Below are 24,962 nucleotides of genomic sequence, written 5' to 3'. Positions count from 1 at the left end.
CCCGTCGCGTTTCCGGCGGGGCTTTTTCCAATGGACTGTCGGGACATTCCACACAATTTACTCGTTGCACTGGTAGACGGAATGTGATAACACGTTAAATCTTCTATGTCTCCGAGGATTGTATTTACCCTGGCGGCGCTATTGGCGCCCATCGTGACCCATGCCACCAAAGCCATTGCGAACTGGGATGTTGTTCCATACCAGCGTGTCAGTGAGCCGTTTAACGCGGGCGTCGTCGCCTTTCACGAAACGGGTGTCGATGTGCATTTTCGAATCAACGGCGAGACGGCGGGCGTGGTGAAAGAACCGACGCTCAACGCGCGAACCAAAGTTTGGGAATACTGGATTACGATTGACCCAGCCAAGTATCCCGATGGCCCGCTGAAGCTGGAAGCGGTCGCTGTTCCCGAAGGCGAAGGGAACGAAAAGCGCATGCTCGATACTATGCTCTACGCCAATAGCGGCAAAACGCTCGGCAGCAAAGAAATCGTCTGGATGTCGCCCAATGGCGACGACGCAGCCGACGGCTCCGAAGGCGCGCCGTTTGCAACATTCAAGCAAGCCGCTGAAGCCGCGGGCGACGGTGGCACGATTTACCTGCAAAAGGGCGACTACAAACTACTCAGCTTTGGCAAAGGCGACCAGGACTATTGGACGACGATTTCCGCAGCACCCGGCCTGGACCGAAGCGACGTGACCATCCAAGCCTACGGCAAAGATAATAAGGTGAGCCACGGTCGCTACGGAGCCGATAAAATTCGCTGGCATAACGTCAGCCTCTACTGCGACCGCGAGTCCAAGTGGGGTAGCGTTTTCTACATCAACAAAGGCCAATGCGTGTGGTTTGATGACGTCGAAGTTTATGATAAAAATGGCCGTTTCGGAGACACCCAGTTCATCAACAACCAGGGTGGCAGAATCTGGCTAACGGACAGCGTCGTGCGCGACATTGCCAATGTGCAGATTAATTTCCAGCGCAATGCCTACTACCACGACATTCTCGCCGATATCTTCCGGGGCAGTAACAACCTCACCGCAATCAACGTGAACATCGTCCACATGGACAAGGGCGACACCGCCGCGCATCCGGACTTCATTCAGTTCTACAACCCAAAGCGCGACGTGGAAAACGTCATCCTCTACAACGTCTCGGCCTACGATATGTTTGCTCAGGGCTTCTTCGGCGGCGGCCGCGTGCAGGACGTTGCGTTCGTGAATGTACTATTGGAAAAAGACCCACCCGAGGCATCCTTTCTCAGCCAGATCGGCGACATGTCACACATCCTCATCTGGAACGTCACCATCGTCGACCAGAGCTTTAACTTCCGTGGCGCCGAAACGATGGACCTCGTCTACGTGCAAAACGGCGCCTACACCACACTGAGCTCCGCCAAGTATGACCACCCGGGCTTCTTCGTGGACCACTGTCACGCCAGCAAAACAGTTTACAACCAGCCCGACCTCATGGGAACCAACGCCACCACCGGCGACATGGTCTTCGTCAACTACGATGCGGACGACTACCGCCAGGCCCCGGAATCCCCCGCCTACGCCAGCGGCCAACTCCCGCCAGGCGTCCCGGCTGACATCGACGGCGTTCCCTACGACCCTGCCGCCCCCAATCGCGGTGCCTTCGCCAAAGCCAACCCCGGCGGTCGCCGCCCCAGCGTCCCGCTGGACTGATAGACTTTTGCACTGCAAAAATGCCCCACGTAGTGAAACCCGCGGGGCATAAGGTGAGTCAACGCCTAGGCCTGAGCGGCGTTGAGGGCTCGTCGGCTGGATGTGGGCGGCGCCATATTGGTGGGCAAAGCTTGGGTTTTTCCATCTCAAGGGCTGAGATGCCGGTACTCAAGGTTTGGGTTGGCGGGATACAAGCCTTGGGTTGCGGTTACTCAAGCCGGGCGCGAGCTTACCAATGAAACTGCGGATCAAGATCGCTGCTCAGCGGGTCAGGCTGTCGGTTCCACCTCAGGGTGATGGATTAGAAACCACTCTAACGGGCGGCTTGCCTAGAGGCTGCGCCCTACCTCGCCAACATGCTGTCGGCGACCTTGCCAGCAGGCTGCGCCATTTGCCCAATGGGCAAATCTATGGATGCAACGGCACGTTGCTCCGCCGGTCCAGCGGGACGCTGGTGGCTTATAAAGAGTGTTCGCGGATGGCGGCGAGGAGCTCGGTGGCCATGTGTTGGTTGGACTTTACGTTGGGGTGCCAGTGGGCGCCGACGCCTTGCATACCGTAAATATTGTTGAGCTTCACGACGTAGACGCGTTGGTTGGCGGCGGCGAGGTCGTTGAGGTAGGCCAGGATGTCGCCGTGCTTCTGCTCGCTAATCATCGGGCCAAAGCAGGTGTAGATATCGGCGTTGGGCGCGGTGGAACGAATGTCGTCGATCAGGGCTTGGTAGGCGGCAGTGAACTTTGACTTTTCGGGAATGCCGAGTGCGGTGTCGTTCGTGCCGAGATTGATCACGACGATGGTGGGCGTCCACTTACCGGCGGCGCGCTCGGGTTGACCGGAGTTGGGCTCGGCCATGCGCCAAATCTCGGGGAGCTGGTTGTCCTTGTTACCCTTGCGGTCACGAAGCACGCCTCGGCCCGACCAGGCGGCGCAGCGGATATCGGCGCCGAGCTCGCGAGCGGCAAGCGCCCAGTAGGTCAGTTCGCCATTTTCTGTCGGCTGGGAGAAGGGGGCCTTCACGCCTTCGGTTTCGTTGCCATAGCCGCAGCTGATGGAGTCGCCAATCACCTGGATGCGGATATCCGCCGGGGCGGGGGGATCGAGCAGCTTGCCGCCAGCTGGCAGCTCAAGTCCAAGGAATTTAATCGGGCGGAACAGCGGTTCGGTGCGCCGAAAAACGGTGACCGTGTGCGGCTGGCCATCCAGGCCGGGCACCGCATAGCGTGTTTCACCCTTTTGCAGCGCAATGACCGTCGGCTCTTGGTCGTCAATGCGGACGTTGAGGTAGTTATTCTTAAAACCGCCCTTGGGATGCGCGCCGCCGGGGGCAAAGTCTTCCATCAGTATGTTCATCTCCGGTGCATCGGTGCGGACCTTAAAACCGGCACCCGTCCAGGCAGTCTGGAAATCTTCAGTCCACGCCCCCTGAAGCGCGATGCTTTCGCTATCGGGAGCTACCTTTTGCGGCAGCTCGCCCGCGTGTAAATTCAGCGCCGCCAACAGGAGGCCAACCATCAAATGGAATCGGGAGTTCATCCATTGATCGCAAGCATTGCATGGGCGAAGGGCAACTCCGAAAAATAATCGACTCGCGGATATTTACTGAAACAATTGCCACTCAATTTTCCCGAGCTATCAACATTTTGAGTGAACCACCGCCCAGATCATCCCGCGCCAATGCCTACCTGTGGGCAGTTTTCGGCCTCGGCGCCGTGCTACGGCTGATTCAATACGCCGTCAATCGCTCATTCTGGCAGGACGAAGTGTCGCTAGCCATCAACGTGATCGAGCGCGACTTTTCCCAACTGGCCGAGCCACTCGCCAGTAATCAAGCGGCGCCCTATCTCGTGCTGGTGCTCTTCAAGGCCGCGCATGCGCTTTTTGGGGCAAACGACTACGCCTTTCGTTTTGTGCCGCTGGCTTTCTCCCTGGCTGGACTGGCGTTCTTTGTCCCGCTGACGCGCCGTCTGCTTGATCCCCGCAGCGCACTCGCTGCAATGCTGCTCCTGGCGATCTCCCCAACAGCCGTCAGTTTCTCCATCGAGTATAAGCAATACACCATCGACAGCTTTGCGACGATCTGGATTCTCCTCGCGCTCGCCCCACTGATGCTGGGGCAACGCACTCGCCGCCATTTCGTGCACGCCGCGATTGCAGGGGCAGTCTGCGTGTGGCTATCATTCCCCGCGGTATTTGTGCTGGCGGGCACCGGACTCGCCGTAATTTACGCACAGTGGAAGCATTGGCAAAAGTTTGCTCTACCGCTGACGCTCGTTGCGCTATGGATAATCTTTTTTGCAGGGCATTACGCGCTGATCGCGACCAACGCCGCCGGCAATGATGACTTGGCAAGCTTTTGGGCCGGCCACATGCTGCCGCCGCCAACCTCGCTCGACAACCTGGCCACACTCTGGCAGAAGATGGTCCATATCGCAGACTACGCGCTACCCTACCCGTGGTCCGCGGCGCCACTACTGATGGCCTACGCGGGCTTTGCCTGGATAGCGCGCAAACGACCGATCCCCGCCGCCGCCATTGGCCTGCCCTTCCTCGCCATTATGGGCGCGAGCATGCTGGAGCTTTACCCGCTTTATTCGCGGCTAATCCTCTTTCTGCAACCACTGGTATGCCTGGCGGCGGGCGCTTGTCTCGGCGGGCTGGCCAACCTCGGCCAACGCTGGCCGAAACTAAAAATACCAGGGCATGCTGTCGCGGGCCTCCTCGTTTTACCACTCGCCTACGCCAGTGCGCAGGACGTCATTGAGCCCCCCGAGAAACAAGCCACACAAAGCGTTGCTCGAACGCTGGCCGAAGCCAGGCAACCGGAGCAACCCATCCTCGTGCGCCCACTAGAGGCGCAGCAACTGCGGTTTTACGCCGAACGCTATGGCATCCCGAGCGACGTGATTATTCGCCGCAGCCCCAACGACGACGACCCGAGCGATATCCTCTCGACGCTCTACCCCGTCGACGGCCAAACGCTAGTCTGGATATTTGTGCTTCAGCGCTTTGGAGAGCCCAACATTGCCCAATACAACATCGAGCAACGAGTCCGCCCAACCGGCCGCATCCTCGGCCATCAGCACTACGCGATGTGTGACCTTTACCTGATTGACCTGACTGGTCTCAAGCCACCAGAGGAACCTAGGGAAGAGTAGCCAAATCCTGCGGTCGTAGTGTCTTGCCTGGCCGCCAGACACCCTCAATAAGCGTGCGCGTTGGGCTATGTGGCAGGCCGGTTTCCCGCCGATGTATTTTCTCAATCACCAGCTCCACCGCCTTACGCCCCAGCAGATGATTGTTCTGATAGACACCCGAGAGATATTGCTCATCTCTCTCGAGGAAAGCGCTGGCAAAGCCGATATCTCTTGGCACCGACAACTTCAGCTTCTTTAGATACTCCAACAGATATTGGTGAGACAAGATAACGTCGACCTGGTAATCATCCAGCCATTGGCGCAGGCGCGGCAAAGCGATGTCCTCAAAGTCCTCACGAAACATGGGGATCTGCGCCAATTCCGGACGTCGGTGATAGAATAGCACCAAGGAATCCTCCCACGCACACTCCACTTTACCATCCCAGCCATTTGGGATGGCTAAACCAATCCGCCGATAGCCCAGAGCCAGCAACTGTTGGAAAATAAGCGACATTGTGTGGTGCTGGTGGTTCGTCACCGTGTCGATGAGCGCCGGTCGCATACTGTAACCGAAGCTCACGCACGAGAGCTGCTCATACGGCAGTTTCAGCGCGTCACCCTGAATCTCCAGCGGAGGAATCAACACGCCTTGGATGTTGCGCGTTTTGAAAATCCTGGCCAACCGGGCGGGGGTGAGGTCTTTGCGCCCCAGCCAAAACTCCTCGACCTTGTAGCCACACTCTGCCGCACACTCAAGAGCCCCCTCGTAATACTCACGAAACTCGGCAATTTTGTAGAGTTCTTCCCGGCACGACCAGTCGTGCACCCAGGCCAAAGTGGCCTGGTAGTGCTTAGGCATGCTCCGCGAGCGATACGAGACCAACGCCGAGACCATCGGGTCCGGCGCATAACCAAGATTTGCGGCAATGCCCCGGATTCGCTCTCGCGTGACCTGCTTGAGTTTCGGGCTATTCCGCAAAGCCAGGCTAACGGTCGTGAAATGCACGCCTGCGGCATCGGCAATGTCCCGAATCGTCACCCGTGCATTTTTCGCAGCCATGACATTTCAGTACTGTATCCCAACATCGGATGCAATACCGAACACGTTGGCTAACGACGGCGACGCATTAAACAAACACCAATCAAGACCAATGCGCCGCAAGCAAAATACGATGGCTCCGGAACGGCAGTGATGCTGCCATTAATCTGGATGTCGTTCGCACCATCAACGTTGAATCCACGGCCAATGGCGACGCGCGTCATCGCATTTTCACCGGTATTAAAGAACGCAATGCGAAACTCGACCGTTCCTGTAACGCCCTGAAGCTCGGAAATGCCACTGATGTCAAACGTATCGCTCAAGCCCTGAGTGTTGCTCGTCGTCTGCTCATGCGAAAAGCTGGCAATGGTGTCCGCATCCGTAAAACCGGTAACGCTGGAGAGGAGAGCAAAGGTAGTCGTAGCGGGTGTGGTGTTGGCGCCGAGCGAATAGATTATGTCAATGTCATCAAAGCTAATTTCGTTACCAGCGTCGACAGATACCGAGAATGTGAAATAGTTCTCGGCGGCCAGCGCAGTCGCTAAGCTGTCGATGGAGCCATTATTTTGCACCACGGAAATAGTGTTGGGCCAGTTTGCACTGGAGAGTCCCGTGATGGACAGATCACTCGCGGTGATGAGGGAATCCTCGTAAGTGGCGGGCATCGTAAGCGAAGAGGTATTTCCGTCCAAATCCCAAGCGGCGATATTCACTGCCTGAGCGTTAAACGCGGCACCGAATAAGGCGGCCAAGGTGATGAGAGGAGTTTTGCGAGGGAGGATTGGTACATTCATAGGGTAGTATTGAGTTGAGAAAAAATTTATTCGGCGGGCGTTGCCGGGGTGACGGTAATTTTGAAATCATCCAGACTCGCCGTGCCGGTGGCGCTGCTCCAGGAGTGCACCCAGATGGACACCGCCGAAACGCCCTCCGGCATCGTTTGCTGGAAGGTGAATTGCTCCCAACCCGCCGTGGGCTCGATGCGGACGGAAACCAGATCGCCACGCTCGGAAGCCTTGATCAGCCGACCATCGACATCCACCGGCCACAGGTAAACGCCGAGGAAGGTATCGTCGGTATTCGCGTAAAAGCTAACCTCGACCACATCGCCCTCGTTGACGAAGATTTCGCTGCTGTTGAGGCTGGAGCCAAGGCCCTCGTCCTCATCGACCACGCGCAGGCCAAGCTTACCAGTCCGCGCAGCCTCAGCGACAGCCGAGCTCATTTCGTCGCGCGAATGCCAGTGGGCCAGACCATCTTCAAAACCTCCATTTTCCAGCAACGCGGTTTCCGCCTTCAAGCCAACGGTTCCAAATGACAACAGCAAGCAGGCGGTAGCACCGGAGAAAACGCGGGCTGCTCGGGCAAAAGCAAGGGGGGATAACATGCCCTGAGAATTATTCTACAATTCTAAAGAGTCAACGGTGCCGGAATTCTAATTGTAGAAAGGCCCCCAATGGGCAACGAGTGAGCCTCAGCAGCGCGAGTTTAATTGATCAGGCTACTTATCCACCTCAACGACCACACGCATAATACCCTTCATCCCAATGGCGCAATGCGCGGGGAAGGAGCACAAAAAGGGGTATTCGCCGGGAGTCTTGGGCGCAGTGAAAATAATCGTTTCAGACTCTCCGGGGCCCAGGAGCTGAGTTCCCGCAATGACCCAGTTTTCCATATCAGTGGGGATGTAGTCGTTGTCCTTTGCGAACGTGGCTTCCATAGCGAACTGCTGGACGTCCTTGCCCTTATCCAGAATGACGAGGTTGTGGCCCATTTGCTCCTTGGGCATGTGGCCGACGTTGCGCAGCGTGAGGCTGACTTTTTTGCCCGCAGGCACCTCGATGAGCTTCGTGCTGAAGCGCATCTGGTCGTTGGCGTCGATAGTGAAGCTGGTGGCGGTCTTGCCAGAGGCGTTGCTCACCTTGGGGGCGGCGGCCGGTTGTTCTGGCTCTTCGGGCTTCAGTGGTTGGGGGCCGCAGGCGGCAAACATGGTGGCCAGGGCCAGGAGACAAATACTGATAGTGATGCGCATGGTTCGTGAGTTAATGTGGTAATTGGCGGTAAAGCAATATTCCGCTTGAACTCAAGCACATGCTAAACACATTAGAAGGTGTTCTAAACGCCATTAGAATCAACTCACCCCTTAGCCGCCCCCCTACGGCGACTCTACCTGCTTTGACTTTCGCTCAGAAACACATGACTAGATACCCCCGCTTTCGTCGCCTGTTCTCCAGGCTCGGTTTTCTTTTAATGTGCCTGTGGATAACGGGTTGCAGCATCACCACGCCGCAGTCCAGCCTGGACCCCAAGGGCCCCGTCGCCCAGAAGCAGCTGGAGCTGTTCATGATCACCGTCTGGGTCTGCACGCTCATCTTCGTGCTCGTCGGCGGTGCGCTGGTATGGGTCGTGTGGCGCTTCCGCGAAAAGCCGGGGGACGAAAACAAGCCAATGCCGTCTCAGGGCCACGGCAACCCGCTGATCGAAATTGGCCTGATTGGCGCGTCCATTGCGTTCCTGGTCGTCATCGCTGTGCCGACGCTGCGCGCAATCTGGTTTACCCACGACCTCCCTGAAGACCAACCCTACTACCAGGAATCCAAGCTCGGCGCTTACATGGACCGCGGCCTGATTTCCCCCGAGGAAAAAGACAACGTGCTCGAGATCACCGTGCGCGGCTGGCAGTGGTGGTTCTCTTTTGAATACCCGCAGCTCGGCATCACGACTGCCAACGAATTTGTCATCCCCAAGGGCAAGGTCGTGAAATTCAACCTTCGCGGCTACGACGTCATTCACTCCTTCTGGCTCCCCAAGCTGGGTGGCAAGGTGGACATCGTTCCCGGCCGCAAGAACTGGATGTGGCTCATGGCCGAGGAAGAAGGCTACTACTTCGGCCAATGCGCGGAATACTGCGGCGAGGCCCACGCCTACATGCTCTTCCGCGCAGAAGTCGTCAGCGATGAGGAGTTCAACGACTGGATCGCGAGCTACAAAGAAGGCGCCCCCGCGCCCGCGGGCTTCCAAATGGAACCCACCGACGAAACGCCCGAGCCCACCAACCAAGACAACTGGATGGCGTGGTCGATGGCCAACGCCAAGGACCCGCAGTCCCTTCTAACCGGCGATCCGTCCAAAGACGCCATCACCGCCGGTGCCCAGCATTTCTTCGGCAAAGGCAAGTGCATGGTCTGCCACGCCATCGACGGCTCACCTGCAGCCGGCCCCTCCGCTCCCAACCTGACCAAGCTCGGCGAGCGCAAATCCATCGCCGCTGGCATCCTGAATCAATACACTGAAGATGGCGGCTTGGACGCAGAAAAACAGCGGGAAAACATCTTTGAGTGGATTTCCAAGTCGCACTTTTACAAGCCCGGCAACCTCATGTATGAGCGTATGGACGCCGGCCTGATCGACTACAAATACTCCGGCCTGACCTACGGAGCCATGAGCGAGATTGGCCTGACCGACAAAGACCTGACCAGCGCCGGCGTTTCCAAAGAGCAACTTGCCGAGCTGAAGGAAGATCCAAATGCCGCCATTACGGCCGTGGTCAGCAATCAACTGACCCTGCGCCACATCGTTGAGCGCATCGAGGACAACCCCGAGATGATGGACAAACTGGCCAGCGTCAGCGGTTGGCTCACGCAAAAGGAGTTCCACGAGCTCACCGCCTTCCTCCAGTCCCTGAAGTAATTTTTCCGACCTACCCACTTTAAATCATGAGCGCCACCCACGTCGCAGACCCCCATCATCACCACGCCGTCGCGGACAAGACCCAGCTCGCGCCGGAGAAGTCCCACCTTGGCCTGACGCGCCCTGATCGTCACAGCGGCATCATCGACTGGCTAACCACGGTGGACCACAAGAAGATCGGCATCATGTATGGTGCCGCCGCGATGTTCTTCTTCCTCGTGGGCGGGATTGAAGCGTTGCTCATCCGCGCGCAGTTGGCCACCTCGGAAAACCACCTGATCACCGCCGAGCTCTACAACCAGCTCTTCACGATGCACGGCACGACGATGATCTTCCTCGGCGTCATGCCGCTCTCAGCCGCGTTCTTTAATTTCCTCGTCCCACTGCAAATTGGCGCGCGCGACGTCGCCTTCCCCCGACTCAACACCTTTTCGCTGTGGACCTTTGTTGCCGGGGCCACCGTGCTCAATGTCAGTTGGTTCTTCCAGTTTGCGCACACCGTTGGCTGGTTTGGCGACTCGCTGACAATCATGGGCGCCGACCAACCGCTCTCGCAAATCGCACCCGCCGGTGGTTGGTTCGGCTATGCGCCGCTGACTGGCCGCGAATACACCGGCATCGGCACGGACTTCTGGATTGTCGGCCTGCAAATCCTCGGCATCGCCTCGCTCGCGGCGTCGTTCAACTTCATCGTGACGATCCTCAACATGCGCGCGCCAGGCATGACGATGATGCGCCTGCCGGTCTTCACCTGGATGACGCTCATCACGAGCTTCCTGATCATCTTCGCGTTCCCGGCCATCACCATCGCACTAGCCGAGTTGATGTTCGACCGCCTCTTCGGCACCAATTTCTTCCGCATCGAAAACGGCGGTCAGCCGATACTCTGGCAGCACTTGTTCTGGGTGTTTGGTCACCCGGAAGTTTACATTCTCGTGCTGCCCGCAATGGGCATCGTGTCGGAAATCCTGCCGACCTTTTCCAAGAAACCGCTCTTCGGTTACCCGATCATTGTGTTCTCGGGCGCGGTGATCGGCTTCCTCGGTTTCGCCGTTTGGTCGCACCACATGTTTACTACCGGCCTGGGCAAGATCGCCACTGCCGCCTTCTCTCTGCTCACCATGGCCATCGCCGTGCCGACCGGCGTTAAGATCTTTAACTGGATGGGCTCGCTCTGGGGCGGCCGCATCAAGTTTACCGTGCCGATGGTGTTCGCACTGGGCTTCATCTGGATGTTCATGATGGGCGGCTTCACCGGCATCATGCACTCTTCTGCCCCCGCCGACGCGCAACAGCAGGACAGCTACTTCGTTGTCGCGCACTTCCACTACGTGCTCCTCGGCGGTGTGCTCCTCGGCCTGCTGGCCGGCCTCTATTTCTGGGTGCCGAAAATCTTCGGCCGCATGCCCAACCAGAAACTGGGCTACCTGACCGCAGTCCTCGTCATTGCGGGGTTCAACATCACCTTCTTCCCGATGCATTACCTGGGCCTCACCGGTATGCCGCGCCGCACGCACACCTACCTCGGCGACATGGGTTGGGACCTGTGGAACCTCGTCGCCACGATCGGTGCCTTCATTCTCGGCATCGGTGTTTTCCTCTGCTTCGTCAACTTGGCCTGGACCGCCGTTAAGGGCCCGAAGTCCCCTGCCGACCCCTGGGACGGCCGCACGCTGGAATGGTCCACCCCCACCCCGGTACCCGCGTACAACTTTGCCGCCACGCCGATTGTCCAAGCCCGCGATTGCTACTGGGTCCACAAGCACGGTGACAAGAAAATGGACTACCAGCCCGACGATGGCCACGGCATCCACATGCCCAGCCAATCGTGGTGGCCACTGCTCTGCGGCTTTGGCTTCGCGCTCTTTGGCACCTCGATGGCGTTCTACGCGGCAGGCGTTCCCTTTGCCGGCTACTGCGTCATCACCGGCCTCGGCCTAGTGGTCGTTGGCATTTACTTCTGGGCGCTCGAAGGCCCCGGTGGCTATCACTTGGAACCGCCCCACGACGGCGAAGCCGCTAAAAAACCCACGGACTCCCCTGTCGCCACTGCCGCCCACTAACCCTGCCCAACTTTTGATCTGACCCATGGCTTCCCAAACCGCCAACCCACCCCTCGACGACAAGCTGCTGGAAGAAATCCACGCCGACTCGCATACCAATACCGGCATCGAGAACAAGAAGCTCATCATGTGGCTCTTCCTCGCGTCGGACTGCATGTTCTTCGGCACGCTGATCTCCACACACCTCATCTACCGCAAGCTTTACCCCTTCGGCCATCCACAGGAAGGCGCCGTGGACATCACCGGCACCTTCGACATCGAGCTCACGTCTTTCTCGACGTTCATCCTGCTGATGAGCTCGTTCCTGATGGCGCTCGCGGTCTCCGCGATGCACAAGGGCGCGATTGAAAGTTTCCGTCGCTACACCTTTGGCGTCATCCTCTTCGGCCTCATATTCCTCGGCGGCCAGGTGTATGAGTTCCAGCACTTCTTCCACGGGCAAGGCTGGTATGAATGGACCGCCACCAACGCCGCGGGCGAGGAAGTCTCTGGAACCGAGGCGAACGAAGGCGTTTTCCACGACGTCGCCGACACCGCAGCGGCCAAAGCCAACTTCCTCCACGAACACCACGGCTACGAGCTCACCGAGTTTAAAGAGCTGAAAAAGGTGCCCGGGCTCAGCCTGCAAAACAGCGTATTTGGCTCCACATTTTACGTGATGACGGGCACCCACGGCACCCACGTAGCCATCGGCGTGCTGTGGCTATTCTCGATGCTGATCTACAGTTACTCTGGGCGCCTCACCCCGCGCAACGCCATCGATGTGGAAATAGCCGGCCTTTACTGGCACTTCGTCGACATCGTATGGATCGTCATCTTCACCGTCGTTTATCTCGTCGAATACATCGAACTTTAGTTAGCGAGTTTCGAATTATCCGTTCACACCCCACTTTAAACTTAAATCTTAAAGCTTTAACCTCCCACTCCATGTCCCACGCCACCACCTGGAAAGAAGCCGCGATCCTTGAAAACGCGCGTTACCACACCTTCTTCAACCTCGCAATGGCGCTGGCGGTGCTCACGGGCATTGAGATCGTCATCATCTTCCTGCCCTGGGCAGCAAGCATCGTGATGAGCGTCCTCATCGTCCTGTCGGTTATTAAGTTTTTCGCGGTTATTCTCTGGTTCATGCACCTGATCTACGACAAGCAGCTGCTGTTCTGGCTATTCATGGCGGGCATGATCCTCGCCACCGGCACGATGATCGCACTGCTGGCATTGTTCTCAATCGACGATGTCGATCTGGCAGACATCGCCTCGATTACAAGCTACGCGAGCAACCTCGCATAGCGGTAACCGCAGGGACTAAGCTCGAGCATCGAGTAAGACCGGGAGAATTTTTTCAGCCGCCCGCTTCCCCATTAACTCATAGCCTTCGCCGTTCGGGTGCAAGTTGTCCGGTAGCAATTGTTTTTCATCCTCTCCAAACAACTCAGTTCCTTCAAACAAGAATAACTTTGCATCGCAAAGTGACTTCAAGGCCTTGTAAGCACCGCGCAATTCTTCGCGATAATTTTCAAGAGTCATGCCCACTCCATTCGGACTTTCTTCGCGCTCGCAACCGTAAATAGGTGTAATGAGTCCGATGGGCGTTTCAGGATGCTTCTCGCGAATCAACTTCACCAGCCCAATAACCGCATGGCGGAACGTGCGCATATTCAAAGAGCCGCTGCCATACACGTTGATGCCCAGCTTCAGGGTAATGATGTCCGCTGCTTGATCGCGAATCATGCGGGCAACCATCGGCTCCAAATGGCAATTACCACCATAGCCAAGGCAGGTCAAATTAAGATCCAGCTCGCGCGCCGCCGTGGCTGGCCAAGCACGAGCCGGGCTGTAACTCGTGCGGCAATGAGTAATCGAACTGCCGTAGGTCAACCAGCGAACTCGCTCGTCAGCAACTGGCTCCAGCGTCGCGCCATCGGCTACGCGCAATGCTCTCACCCGCACTTGTGAAAACACCGGGAGCCACAGCTCATACGTCCGCAGCTCTCCATCCAAACCCGGAAAGCGAAAAACCTCGCCATTGCCCACCGGCCCATTGGTCGCCAGAATTTGATTCTCCGCCACTAAGTCAATCAGCGGGAAGGTATCTTGCGTACAGGTTGCTTCCAGCTCAACAATCGGGCTATTCGTTTGAAAGCGTAAACGAATGCCAGCGGCACGCCCGGCTTTATCCGGAACGGATTCTTCCGGCTCAAAAAGCGCGAACTCTTCGTAGGGCAAACGCCAAGGGCGAATGTAATCAGCGCCTCGCTCAAAGCTAATCGCACCTTGAAAATACGTTTTTTCAGGGAATGTTGCTTTCATGCGAAACTAGATGCAGTAACACTCGTCGAGATCGATTTCAATGCCTGCTGGCGCCGCGACATCAATTCTCATGCGACCAGCCTCGCGTTTGCCACTCACCACGATTTCACCTCGCGGATGCGGCATCACGACACGGAAGTGTTCCAGTGGCCCCGGCATTGGCTGCACACGGATCTTCGCAAAGGCAGGCTCTGCTGGACGCACGCCCGCCACCGATGCGAAACTATGGAACATCGGGTGCGCCCCCCAGCCATGACAATCGCTGCGTGAAGGCTCTGGTGCCTCGGGCAGAGAGACAAAGCCTTGCGCTGGCAATTCACGCCAGAATTTTAATTTGTCAAAGTAGGCCTCGCTTTGCCCATAGCGCGTTAACACTTCGAGCAGATAGTGAGAGAAATAGATCGTACAATGTGCATCGAGCGATGTGTTGAGCAGCGCGTCCAGGCATGCAGCTTCGTGCTCTTCGCTCAGCATACCAGTGAGTAACGCCAGGACTTGAGCATGCTCACTGGTCTGACTGGACAAACGCGAATCGAGGAATAAGTTGCGTTCGCTGTCCCAGTATAAACGCATCACGGCGTCGATCAACTCTTCCGCTTTTTCCAAGTACCGCTGCTGCATCAGCGGTTCGCCAACAGCAGCTTCAATGTCAGCCGCTGCCTTGAGTGTGATGACCAGATGCAATGAAAGGATCGATGAATCACCTTCTCGCACCCCCGGACCGCAACCAGTATCCCACGAGCGCTCCCAGTCCACAAACGGCCAGCCCGGAATAGGCCCCAACACACCTTCCTTGGTGATGAGCGGCAACAACGACTCCAGTAAACTACGCATGCCAGGCAAGCGCGCACGGACGAAGTCGAAGTCATCCCGCCACATGAGGAAGTCATGAACCATCCACACCCACATCATCGCATAAGTGGAGCACTCTTGACGCAAGTGGCAAGGATAGCGCTCGGAAACCAACTCCCCAGCTGAGCCAATGCGAGACCAATCAAAGAGCTCAATCGCGCGACGAGTCAGCCGATCGTCCTCATAGCACGCGTAGTTCGACAGTCCGTGCAAACGTGTGTCGCCGACATACATCATTTGCTCGTAGTAGGGGCAGTCCGTCCAAGTTTCATGCGCACCAAACTCCAAACCCTTCGCCATGAGTTGCATGATGCCATCCCACTCTACGTCACTCGACTGCCAACGCGCATTCATACGAATGGGATATCCCGTCGAAACAACTTGCAAACGCGTTACGGACAAAGAGTCGTTGCCAGTGCGAAAACGAACGCGCAAGTAGCGGCCCGAGCGCCACCAAATCAGCGGGGTAGTGACTTTGCTGGCCAAACTGGACAACTCAAATACATCGCCAAACCCTAGCCAGTATTTACCAGCTATCTCGCTGCGGTTGCCCTTCGGGCAATCTGCCTCCAAGACTTCGCCTTCCGGCCAATGGTAAAGTGACTCTGCCCATTCAATCTCAATGGTTGCACCTGCCCCAGTCGCTTCCAAGTATGGATAACCGCAAAGATATTCTTCAAAATCCCACAGCACTTCGATCGCTGAGTTCGCAGGAATTTCAATTTGCTTTGCATTGCAAAGTAATGCCTGCCAGGCAGTCAACTCACTGGCTTCAGAGCTCTCGGTCCAGGCATCTTCAGAAATGGAACGCAAACCGCGCACCTTCCCGGGTGCCACCTTAATGCGTGCTTGCTCGGGTATGTAAGTGTTATCCAACACCCACCCCTGACGCAACACACCAGTCTTTTGGCTTTTCAGAGGCGCACGAATCTCCACCACCGGCGTCGGCTCAACAATGCTGTTCCACTTTTGCAAATTGATCGTAAAGGACGGGCCGATATCGTGGTAGCTCAGCCCCTCTATTCGCTTGAGTGAAACGGCATCACTGATGTCACGAACCCGCCAGGGAGCCAACCCAGTGTTTAGTACCTCGAAGTCGCTTAACTCTGCGGCGCAAAGTAAAAATCCGCCACGGTAAGACATTTGCCCCATTGGCGCAATCGGCTCAGCCTCCACGAGCTGATTCTCCTCATCAGGGCTCGGCGTCGGCTCACTGGCCAGGGGCAGCGTCCAGACCAACGCCTTCAGTTGATGGCGGCCTTTACTCACGGGGATGCGTAGCGAAGATACCGACCAGTGTAGGATGTCACATCTATCTGGACCAAAGGCGATATCCTCGCCATCCAGGTATAGTTGAAAGCGTTGGTCTGCCGTCACGTGAATATCCAGTGGGCGCTCTTCTTCCGCCCAATCGAACTCCAGCGAGAACTCCAGAAATACCGTTCCAGTGCTAGGAACATTGGGCGCCCAAACCCAGGAAGCACGTTCAGCTGGGTGCCCTACCTGTAAATTCGCGTCACCAGACAAACGTTCAATCGGAGCAGATAAATATCGGAAATCGGGGTGGCTCATACGCTTTCAACTTTAACCATTAGCGTTAGATTGCCAGACAAAACTCACGTCTCCTAAACGGTTTTCAGAGCTAGCCATACAACTCTAAGATTGACGCATTGCCATAATCACTTGTATGATCCTTCAAAAAAACGACATATCCAGCCTAATCTCGACCCAAAATCTTTAAGATGCCCCCCTTACGCTCACTTGCAATGATGGCCGTTATCAGCGTTGGTTGTAGCGCCATTGCCAACTCATCCGCGCCCTACATAGCGCCCTACTACAATGACAAGCAAGGTGCCATCAGCTTCACCTTCGATGATGGCTTCCAACACGAAGTCGATGACGCCCTGGAAATTATCGACCCCCTCGGCATCAAGGGCACCTTTTTCCTGATCCCCACACGCGTCGACACAATCCCAAGCCAATCAATTCATTGGGACCAGGCGAAGAGCATGGTCGAGCATGGACACGAGCTTGGCACCCACGACGCCATTAAACCGCGCCTTCACGAAATTCCAATTGAGCAAGTAGTCCAAAAAATTAACGGCGGCGGGAGGCTGATTGAACAAAATACCGGCCAGCAATCCGTCTCTTTTGCCATGCCCGGTGGCTCTAAGAACAACCCGGAAATTGAAGCGATCATTTACGAACAACACTACTTCTTTCGAAAATCAGAGAAGCTGCCCAATGCCATCAAAGCGGGCTATGGGAGTGCGGGTAAGCGCGTATGGGACGATCATAAAACTCGTGCTCAAATCGAAGAATCGGTCAGCCAGGGCAAGTGGTTCATCCCGGTTATCCACTCCGTCGTGAATGGCTACTCACCATTCAAAAGCAAAGAGGAATTCAAGGCACACTGTGAATGGGTCGTCTCTAAAGAACACGTCATCTGGATTGCGCCACTGGGCGAAGTCGGCCGCTATGTTTATGAGCGTGACGCCGCGACGCTGGACGTGACGAGCCAAACGAGCAACTCTCTCACGTTTAAGCTCACTCATACTTTGCAAGACAAAGCTGTTTTCAATCATCCGCTCACGGTGGTCATCCCCGAGACTGGAGCCGTATCCGCCAAGGCGACCGACGCCTCGGGCCAATCCCTGGAAACCAGCGTCAAGGACGGGAAGATACTCGTGAACGCACTGCCCAACGGACAAACCGTCGCCGTGACGTGGTAGGCCTACTTTACTTTGCAACGCAAAGCCGCCGTCAATCAACGGCGGCTTTTTCGTGCGCGCTCATTCAATTGGCCTAGGCGTGTAGCCCTTTGGCAGCTTGACCGTGTGGTTCGGCGGATCTTGATAAAACAGCAACGCATCGGGGTTGGCTGGCATTTGCTTCGGCGGCAACGAAACAAACTGATCCTGATCGTCAAGGAGTTCATCCGCGTATGAGCCGTCACGCACGTGGGCGACCAAGCGACGCTTCATATCTTGATGCGCGCCAGTGTGCCCAACGACGCTGATCAAATCCTGCGTCTCAGGACTATCGGAGCGCTTAAACAAATACTCCCGCTGATCCGGCGCGCTCCAAGTGTATTTGTAGTCTTCACTAACGGCACTAATCAGCGTATCGGAGCCGCGTTGATACTGCATGAAGACGGTGTCGCGGTCAGACTTGCCTGCGGCCAAATCCGCCAAGTCCACACCATCGAATTGATCAATGCGATCAACGCCCGCTGCGCCACATACGGTCGTAGCAATGTCGATCAAGCTCGCAGGCTTCTCGCATTGTTGGCCAGCGACGAAACGCCCAGGCAAGCGCGCAATCAGCGGCACCTTGGAGGCTGCGTCGTGGAAGCTACGTTTGCCAAAGCTACCGAAATCACCGAGCAATTCACCGTGATCCGACGAGTAAACGATGAGCGTATTATCGAGCTCACCACTGGCCTCCAGTGAAGCAATGATGCGCCCGACCTGGTAATCAATAAAGCTCACGCAGGCGTTGTAGTAAGCGCGTAAGCAACGGAGCAGGTTCAGGTCGTAGCCACGGTCGCGATACTTGTAGCGATTTTGGAAGCGGTTGATGTAGCACTGCAGCGCCTCGAAACCCAGCGGCATGTGCGGCATCGGCATGTCCGGCGCACGGTAAAGTTTGTGCCACGGATTGGGCGGATTGAACGGCGGGTGCGGGTGAATGAAGCCCGCATAGCAAAGCCAGGGCTGCGCGTCATCCTTCTGCTTTTCGATAAAATTGATCGTCCGGTCGGCAACCCAATGCGAGTGGCAAAGTTCCGCCGGCTGCTGCGCCGGTTGCGGCACGTAATACATTTCGCCGCGCACGCCGAGAGGCTCCATCACGTGAGCAAAGCCACTTTCGGCCACGTGCTCGAAATAATCGCTTTGCCCATCGGATGGGATGATTTCCTCGGACGTTTCCCGTGTCTGGAAGCCGCGCATCGCGGTGCTATCCGGTGTAAAGTGGCACTTGCCAACGCCATGCGTGCGGTAGCCCGCCTCGGTCAAGAGCGACATAAATGTTGGCGTCGATTCCTCTGACGGCATGGCCTGACCATTCGATGCGCAACCGGTGTGGCTCACGTAAGCACCGGTAATCAAACTACACCGCGCAGGAACGCATTCTGGCGACGGACTATAAGCCGAGGTAAACGCCGTTCCCTCGCGGCAAAGACGGTCGAGGTGCGGCGTTTGCATCACCGGATTGCCCAATGCGCCAATAGTGTCGGCGCGCTGCTGGTCGGTAAACAAGAAGAGAACATTGGGGCGATTCGATGAAGTCATATGATTGATTAAAGAGAAAAGAATGCCCGGCATCGATCAAAATTTCGATGCCGGACAAAGTTAAATCGCAGATGATCGACTTAATTAATGGGCCGCATCGGCGACTTCCACGTGCTTCCAATAGATGCAGTTGCTGGAGTCATCGATGGTGAATGGAAAGCCGGTCTTGTCGCCGGAGACACGCTCTACCGTAATGGTGGATGCGGTTTCGTTGTCCTTCGCGGCATTCCAAGTCCAGACGTCCTTGAAGTCCTTTCCAGTGACTGTGACCGTCGCCTGATTCTGCCCATTAGACTTGAAGTCGACGCTCACGCTTTTGCCCCATGCATCATACACGCTCGTGAAGCGCGTGTGGCTCGCCCTGGTGCTGGCGACCAGTTGGCGGTGGCCGATCACTTTGCCACGATTGTCAGCCGGAGACAAACGCACCGAAGTAGACAAGCTGGTTTCGCTGAGGAGCTGCATGTCCATCGTTTCGCCTTCGCTGACGAATTGGAAACGGCCTTCGGACTCACTCGTGGCATTGATGGCATCGCCTTGGATTAGCCAATCGATCTCCACCTCTTCGGGGGCGCGAATGTCGTCGAGCACGAGAATGTAATCGCCTTCCACCCAGAGGAAGCTGCGGCGGAAGCGCTCCATATCCGGGCGCGACTTGCCCTTCCTGGAATACGAGAGGTAAGAACCGGAGGACTCGCCTTCGATCGCGGTAACCTTATCCGTGCTCTTCCAGGAAGTCACGTAAGCCATTTGCAGCATTTCCGTGCCCTTGGAAGTCGTCGGCTGCGACCACACACCTCCTTCCGGCCGTCCCTTGGTCATTTGACCAAGCCCGTTGATCAGAATCGTGTTGTGATTCTTCGACGCCTTGTGCTTGGAGTAGCCATCGGTCTTCACGAAGGTGATGCCGCCCTTGGCAATGATAAACTCACCCGCATCAGGATCGTCGTGCGCTACGTTCACATAATCGCGTCCGCCATTGGCGAACTTGAGCAAGTCGTAGCCGCCGAACGGTCCGCAAATAAAGGATGCGGCCACAGCGTTTTTTTCCCAGCTCTCGCGCATCGAGGCAAAACCCACGTCCTCAAAAAGACTGTCAGTGGGCAGGTTGTTCAAATTACCCGGCTTCAAGTCTGGATCATCCCAGAGCAGGGAGAACCAACCGTAGAGAAAGGCTTTGGGCTCCACCTCCTGAAAGGCTAACAAGCCCGCCTTGACGTCTGCCTGTTTGTTGACCGCAGCCCCAGCAAACAGAAAATTGTTATAAGTACCAAGCGAGCTTTTGCCTCCGTCGCCGAACGAAAAAATACCGGTCATCGATGGCAACAGCGTGCCCATGCGGAACTGTCCGGCGGACTTAAAATATTCTGCCTGCATCAAATCGGTGCCCAGAGCGATGTCCGCCGCATCAAAGGCGCATGTCAGGTGGTTCCCGCCAAAGGTGAAGTAGTTCGGGCCTTCGTGGCAGGAGCCGTCATGCGGCAGCCAGCCTTTAATAAACTCCAGCTCTTCGACGGTCTTTTGCAGGATCCATTGCTGATCCTCGCGACCTTCGTAAACCGCGAGAATGCAAAGCGTCATGCCCGCGTTACGGTGCCAGCGGTGATTGTTCGCCGGATCGTTCTGCCAGTAATGCAGGGCAGGATTCCCCTTCAGGTGTCCACCGTAATACATGGCGCGCGCATGCCAGAGCAGCTTTTCACCAAATTCCTTGCGGAACGCTGGATCGAGGTCGTTGTAAATCCAGTCATAGGCAAGCGCAGCGCCGATCATAATATTCGCTGCCGACATGCCACTGTCTCGCTCGTTGCCCAGTTCCCAATGCGGTTGCTCGTTGAAGGCAACGAGGTATCGTTTCGCAGCAGCGAGCGATTGCTGGTCGCCGGTCATCAGGTAATGCAAGGCCACGGTCGGGAGGCGCCAAAAGCCCTGGCGCTGACCATCGGTCGCATCCGTCAGCCACTTTTTGCCCGGGTTCCCCTTGGATGCGCCGAGGTACCTCTCAATCTTCTCACGATAAATTTTGCCCGCTTCACTGTTATAGAATGCACGCAGTTTCGGCAGTTCGTCCTCGGTGAGCATCAGGCGCGGGTGCTTACCCTGAAGTTCTGGCTTGAGCGAATAAACATGCGTAGCCTTTGGATCACTTTCCGGAACGACTGGCGGAGGAGGAGGCGGAGGCGTCGGGCCTACGTTCATCGGTGGGCCAACTTGATACGAGATATCGCCAACGTAGAACGTTTGCGCATTCGGCTGTTTGGTGTCGTCGCCATAAATCACAATGCCATTCATGCCCCCGATCTTGCTTTCGTTCCAATCGAAGCGCTTCTTTTCGACGGCCTTGCCATCCACGTAGATCTGTAGGCCGGCATCTGGATTAAAATCGAACTTCCAAGTCTGCCACTTAGGCGTCTTGGTGCGGCCGCTCAGATATTTCAGCCCATACCAACTACCCGGATCTTTCGGTTCTGCGTCGATAATGCACAAGGAGCCGCCCGCCGCCAAATAGCGCGCATACATGATTCCGCCAACAATCACCCGGCCGTCGCTGCTGCTGGCACCCCAACGCGGACCAGCGGCGCTTTTGCCCTTCTCGGCATAAACTTTCGTGCCGTCATCCCAGACGGACATCGTGATCGTCCCAGAGGTTGCGGCATCGCCCAGCTTGAGAATTGCGCTACCACCCGGTTCGATTTTCAGGGAGGCCTTGCCATCTGGGCCGAGTTTGGCTTCGTCAAACGATGCCTTGTTAAGCTTCCAGTCAGGCGCTGCGCTTAAATGCGGGCCGACAAGCGTCGCGCCCAAAAACGCAACCGCAGATAAGAATCGGGCAGATCGGTATTTCATGATAAGGGGGGGATTGGTCGGTGGGTATGGTAGGTAAATTCACACGCAGTCGCAGCCGTCTTAGAGATCAGCGTGCGGTGTGGGAATTTTTAAAGCATTTGCGGGGGATAATAGACAACAAAGGGTCAATCAGAAGATGTAACACCATCGTCGGCCTTTCGCGTTAGGCGACAAGACTAAAAGTGTATCACTTAACATTCCGATACGCATGCTTGACACCCCCTCTTTTTACATAACTATTTAGGCTATGCCCCTATCAATCCCTAGATTCACAATATTATCATTTGTACTGTGCGCACTCACCAGCGTTTCTGCATTCACCGTTAAGCGCAATGTCAACGCCGCCGAGCCACCGCAAGACGCCGTGGTGATTTTCGACAAAACCACCAGCCACGACAATCTACAGCTCGAGCCTAACGGCAAAAACTGCACGATCGACTTCGCCGCAGACGGCGCGCTGCAAATCCATTTTAAAAGCAACACTGAAGCCAACCCCGAGATCCGCTGGACGGGCGGCATCCCGGAAACGCTAGATTTGACCGACTATCAATACGTCGTCATGCGTTGCCAGTGGACGGGTAGCCAAACGCGTACTTTCCCCAACGGACGCACCCGCGAAGAAGAGCCCGCCAACCCCTGGTTCGTCACCATGATGCTCGACACCGAAGGCGTGCGCACCGCCGGACTCAACGTTGCGGTCATCACCGGCAAAGACAGCGTTCCCCGCGAAATGACCACGCTGAAAATTCCGGTCGCGCTCTACCTGCAAGGTGCCTTCAACGACACGTCCAAGATTGAGGCCGTCGCCTTTAAAATGGGCGGCACCCACAGCTACTACGATCGAAATTATACTTTCATCATCGAAAAAATCTCCCTCGCCAATTAATCCCCATGAAAACTTTAATTGCACTCAGTTGCCTCAGCCTACTCACTTCGGCCAATCTTTTTGCCGCTGGCGGCAAAGGCGGTGGCGTCGACTACGAGGCCAACCTCGCCAACGTCCCGGCAGCCGACCCGGCTCCAGCAGGGACTGTTCAGCTCAAGCCAGAGCTTCAAGGCGTTCACCCGCGCCTCATATTCACCAAAGACGAGTTGAGCAGGCTCGGAAACCTTGTGCCGGACAACGACATCCTGCGCGTCAACTGGGAAGCGACCATTGCGAACGGAAAAAAAGCGAAGGCCGATAAAGGAGTCCCGCCCCGAGTCGTTAAGAGCGACACCCCTGCCCTCGTCACCGCTGGCGGCCAGTATCCCAACCTCGCCTACGCATACACCATCGAGCCCACGCCCGAGCTAAAGCAGAAGATCGTCGAGATTCTGGAGATGTACCAAAACGCGCCCTACTGGACGCTCTCCAAGGAGGTTGATAGCTCGATGGGCGCCGCCAACAACATGCTCGCCGCCGCGCTGCTCTTCGACGCTGTCGCCAACGACCTGGAGCCAGAGTTTAAAAAGCAATTCGCCCAAACCCTGCTCGAGAAAGCCCGCCGCATGTATTACATCGGCCACAAACAGCAGGCCATCGACATCCACAAATACTGGCAGCAGGACCCGGCCAACAACCACCGCTGGCACCGCGCCGCTGGCACCATTGCCTGTCTGCTCGCGATTCAGGACATCGACGGCATCGAAGCCGAGTGGATGCTTGAGCAAATGAAGGACGAGATCGACTTCCTCGTGAAGTGGTTCCCGCACGATGGCGACTGCCACGAGGGCACTGGCTACCAGCTTTTCGGTTTCCACTTCCTCGCGATCACCGCGACCATGATGGACCGCTGTACCGGCACGAATTACCTTTCGGCGCCCGGCTTTAAGAACGCCTGGCAGCAGCAAATTTATTCCAACATTCCCGGCGCACGCGGCTTCATGACCTACGGAGACAACCCGAACCGTGTGGGTGGCAAGCCCGGCTTTGGCAGCTACAGCCCGGCGTTCTTCATTGGCCCGCGCATCAGCCGCGACGCCGATGCTCAAGCCGCATTGGAAGCCTGGTATTACCGCGACGCGATGAGTGACAATGGACTCGTCGCCGCTGGCTACCCGTGGCTGATGCTCCTCTATTACGATCCCACGCTCAAGCCCGGTGCCTTCAAAGACCTGCCCACTCACAAACTCCTCGCCGACATGGGCGCGGCCTACATTCGTGACTCGTGGGACGAAGATGCCGTCCTGATGCTCTTCAAATGCGGCCCCTACGGCGGCTATACGCTCAACCAATACCGCAACGAGCTAGACTTCCATTACGTCAACATCGCGCATGACGACCCCGACGCGAACTCGGTTTCCATCGCCAAAGGCGACGACATCGTGCTCCACCCCGGCGTGTATTTCACCAACAAGCTTACCGCCAATCACAACACGCTCATCGTCGATGGCAAGGGCCAGATCAACGAGGGCGACAGCTATACGCAGCCGGTGCCAAATGTCGACATGACCACCCTCTCCTACCTGACCGGTTGGAAGGTCGGTGCCGAAAACCGCATCATCATCGAAGGCGAAGCGGGCAACGCCTATCCCGGTCTGGAGCAATATCGCCGCAGCGCAATCTGGATGCCCGGCGAATACATTCTCTTGCTCGACAACGTAGTCGCCCCCATGGAGTCCAATATCGTCTTCCAGCTCTTTGCGCAGGAAGCAGACTTCACCGACCCTGACGTCGGCACAGGCTTCATTGCCAGCAAGAGCGGCCAGCGCATCGACTACCAAATCTCCGCCGACCAACCCTTTGCGGGCGCGATCGACAACTACATCTTCTACGGTCGCTGGGGACACCATTTGATGGACCGAACTCAGTTCGATGTGACGGCATCGAAGGTGAAGTTTGCGACCGTGCTCGACCCCTGGGGCAAGCAAGCCGTAGCGAAACTGGTGGAAAACGCCGATGGCTCGTGCACGGTGACCGTGACCGGCGACGGCATCAACGACACCTGGCAGTGGGTCCCTTCCAAGGATCTGCAGACGCCCTCGGAAATCGATGGCTCCCGCGGGGGCAAGCAGCTGATCAGCTTGACCAGCAGCGACAAGGCACCACATGGTGATGCTTGAG

Annotated in this window: 18 protein-coding genes; 9 read left to right on the top strand and 9 right to left on the bottom strand. The window is 56.6% G+C overall.

Going from position 1 to position 24,962, the window contains the following annotated elements; genetic code table 11:
- The first annotated feature begins 105 nt into the window (after nt 1-105).
- The gene (locus RBB62_RS02800) at nt 106-1,683 is read left to right on the top strand and encodes a hypothetical protein (protein ID WP_309396796.1); all 1,578 of its coding nucleotides are present in this window, start codon (nt 106-108) and stop codon (nt 1,681-1,683) included.
- A gap of 459 nt (nt 1,684-2,142) precedes the next feature.
- Here the strand turns inward: RBB62_RS02800 and RBB62_RS02795 are convergent, their stop codons facing one another.
- The gene (locus tag RBB62_RS02795) at nt 2,143-3,219 is read right to left on the bottom strand and encodes an SGNH/GDSL hydrolase family protein (protein ID WP_309396794.1); all 1,077 of its coding nucleotides are present in this window, start codon (nt 3,217-3,219) and stop codon (nt 2,143-2,145) included.
- 107 nt (nt 3,220-3,326) lie between these two features.
- Between RBB62_RS02795 and RBB62_RS02790 the strand changes: the two genes are divergently transcribed.
- Nucleotides 3,327-4,841, top strand: coding sequence for a glycosyltransferase family 39 protein (locus tag RBB62_RS02790; RefSeq protein ID WP_309396792.1), 1,515 nt, complete (start codon nt 3,327-3,329; stop codon nt 4,839-4,841).
- On the opposite strand, the gene RBB62_RS02785 is transcribed toward RBB62_RS02790, so the two are convergent.
- From RBB62_RS02785 to RBB62_RS02770, 4 genes are all read right to left on the bottom strand, one after another.
- Nucleotides 4,828-5,880 (bottom strand): LacI family DNA-binding transcriptional regulator, encoded by a 1,053-nt coding sequence (locus tag RBB62_RS02785; RefSeq protein WP_309396790.1) that lies wholly within the window; start codon nt 5,878-5,880, stop codon nt 4,828-4,830. The genes RBB62_RS02790 and RBB62_RS02785 overlap by 14 nt on opposite strands.
- A gap of 50 nt (nt 5,881-5,930) precedes the next feature.
- The gene (locus RBB62_RS02780; RefSeq protein WP_309396788.1) at nt 5,931-6,653 is read right to left on the bottom strand and encodes a hypothetical protein; all 723 of its coding nucleotides are present in this window, start codon (nt 6,651-6,653) and stop codon (nt 5,931-5,933) included.
- A 26-nt stretch (nt 6,654-6,679) separates the two neighbouring features.
- Nucleotides 6,680-7,246 carry a carbohydrate binding domain-containing protein gene (locus RBB62_RS02775; protein ID WP_309396786.1) on the bottom strand — a complete coding sequence of 189 codons (567 nt, stop codon included), beginning with the start codon at nt 7,244-7,246 and terminating at the stop codon, nt 6,680-6,682.
- A gap of 114 nt (nt 7,247-7,360) precedes the next feature.
- Nucleotides 7,361-7,891 (bottom strand): plastocyanin/azurin family copper-binding protein, encoded by a 531-nt coding sequence (locus RBB62_RS02770; RefSeq protein ID WP_309396784.1) that lies wholly within the window; start codon nt 7,889-7,891, stop codon nt 7,361-7,363.
- Between the two features lie 164 nt (nt 7,892-8,055).
- Here RBB62_RS02770 and coxB point away from each other — a divergent pair, with 164 nt between their 5' ends.
- From coxB to RBB62_RS02750, 4 genes are all read left to right on the top strand, one after another.
- Entirely contained in the window at nt 8,056-9,549 is a 1,494-nt protein-coding gene (gene coxB, locus RBB62_RS02765) for a cytochrome c oxidase subunit II (RefSeq protein ID WP_309396782.1), read from the top strand.
- 26 nt (nt 9,550-9,575) lie between these two features.
- Nucleotides 9,576-11,612, top strand: a complete 2,037-nt coding sequence (locus RBB62_RS02760; RefSeq protein WP_309396781.1) for a cytochrome c oxidase subunit I — start codon at nt 9,576-9,578, stop codon at nt 11,610-11,612.
- A 25-nt stretch (nt 11,613-11,637) separates the two neighbouring features.
- Nucleotides 11,638-12,468: a cytochrome c oxidase subunit 3 gene (locus RBB62_RS02755; protein ID WP_309396779.1), complete on the top strand. Its 831-nt coding sequence runs from the start codon at nt 11,638-11,640 to the stop codon at nt 12,466-12,468.
- A gap of 71 nt (nt 12,469-12,539) precedes the next feature.
- On the top strand, nt 12,540-12,902 hold the full coding sequence (locus RBB62_RS02750; RefSeq protein WP_309396777.1) for a cytochrome C oxidase subunit IV family protein: 363 nt from the start codon (nt 12,540-12,542) through the stop codon (nt 12,900-12,902).
- Between the two features lie 15 nt (nt 12,903-12,917).
- Here the strand turns inward: RBB62_RS02750 and RBB62_RS02745 are convergent, their stop codons facing one another.
- Both RBB62_RS02745 and RBB62_RS02740 read right to left on the bottom strand, forming a co-directional pair.
- A complete protein-coding gene (locus RBB62_RS02745) occupies nt 12,918-13,922 on the bottom strand; it encodes an SGNH/GDSL hydrolase family protein (protein ID WP_309396775.1) in 1,005 nt (334 codons plus the stop codon).
- A 6-nt stretch (nt 13,923-13,928) separates the two neighbouring features.
- Nucleotides 13,929-16,346 (bottom strand): alpha-L-rhamnosidase-related protein, encoded by a 2,418-nt coding sequence (locus RBB62_RS02740; RefSeq protein WP_309396773.1) that lies wholly within the window; start codon nt 16,344-16,346, stop codon nt 13,929-13,931.
- A gap of 170 nt (nt 16,347-16,516) precedes the next feature.
- Here RBB62_RS02740 and RBB62_RS02735 point away from each other — a divergent pair, with 170 nt between their 5' ends.
- On the top strand, nt 16,517-17,506 hold the full coding sequence (locus tag RBB62_RS02735; RefSeq protein WP_309396771.1) for a polysaccharide deacetylase family protein: 990 nt from the start codon (nt 16,517-16,519) through the stop codon (nt 17,504-17,506).
- A gap of 60 nt (nt 17,507-17,566) precedes the next feature.
- On the opposite strand, the gene RBB62_RS02730 is transcribed toward RBB62_RS02735, so the two are convergent.
- Nucleotides 17,567-19,069, bottom strand: a complete 1,503-nt coding sequence (locus RBB62_RS02730; RefSeq protein WP_309396769.1) for a sulfatase family protein — start codon at nt 19,067-19,069, stop codon at nt 17,567-17,569.
- 84 nt (nt 19,070-19,153) lie between these two features.
- Nucleotides 19,154-21,916 (bottom strand): heparinase II/III family protein, encoded by a 2,763-nt coding sequence (locus RBB62_RS02725; protein WP_309396767.1) that lies wholly within the window; start codon nt 21,914-21,916, stop codon nt 19,154-19,156.
- Nucleotides 21,917-22,163: 247 nt separating this feature from the next.
- Here RBB62_RS02725 and RBB62_RS02720 point away from each other — a divergent pair, with 247 nt between their 5' ends.
- Nucleotides 22,164-22,802 carry a hypothetical protein gene (locus RBB62_RS02720; RefSeq protein ID WP_309396765.1) on the top strand — a complete coding sequence of 213 codons (639 nt, stop codon included), beginning with the start codon at nt 22,164-22,166 and terminating at the stop codon, nt 22,800-22,802.
- 5 nt (nt 22,803-22,807) lie between these two features.
- On the top strand, nt 22,808-24,961 hold the full coding sequence (locus RBB62_RS02715) for a heparinase II/III family protein (RefSeq protein WP_309396763.1): 2,154 nt from the start codon (nt 22,808-22,810) through the stop codon (nt 24,959-24,961).
- The last annotated feature ends 1 nt before the right edge of the window (nt 24,962 follow it).

This window comes from Cerasicoccus maritimus (assembly GCA_031296935.1).
GTDB classification, from domain to species: domain Bacteria; phylum Verrucomicrobiota; class Verrucomicrobiia; order Opitutales; family Cerasicoccaceae; genus Cerasicoccus; species Cerasicoccus maritimus.
The sequence above is the reverse complement of the archived record's forward strand: the minus strand, read 5'-3'. Positions and strand labels throughout refer to the sequence as shown.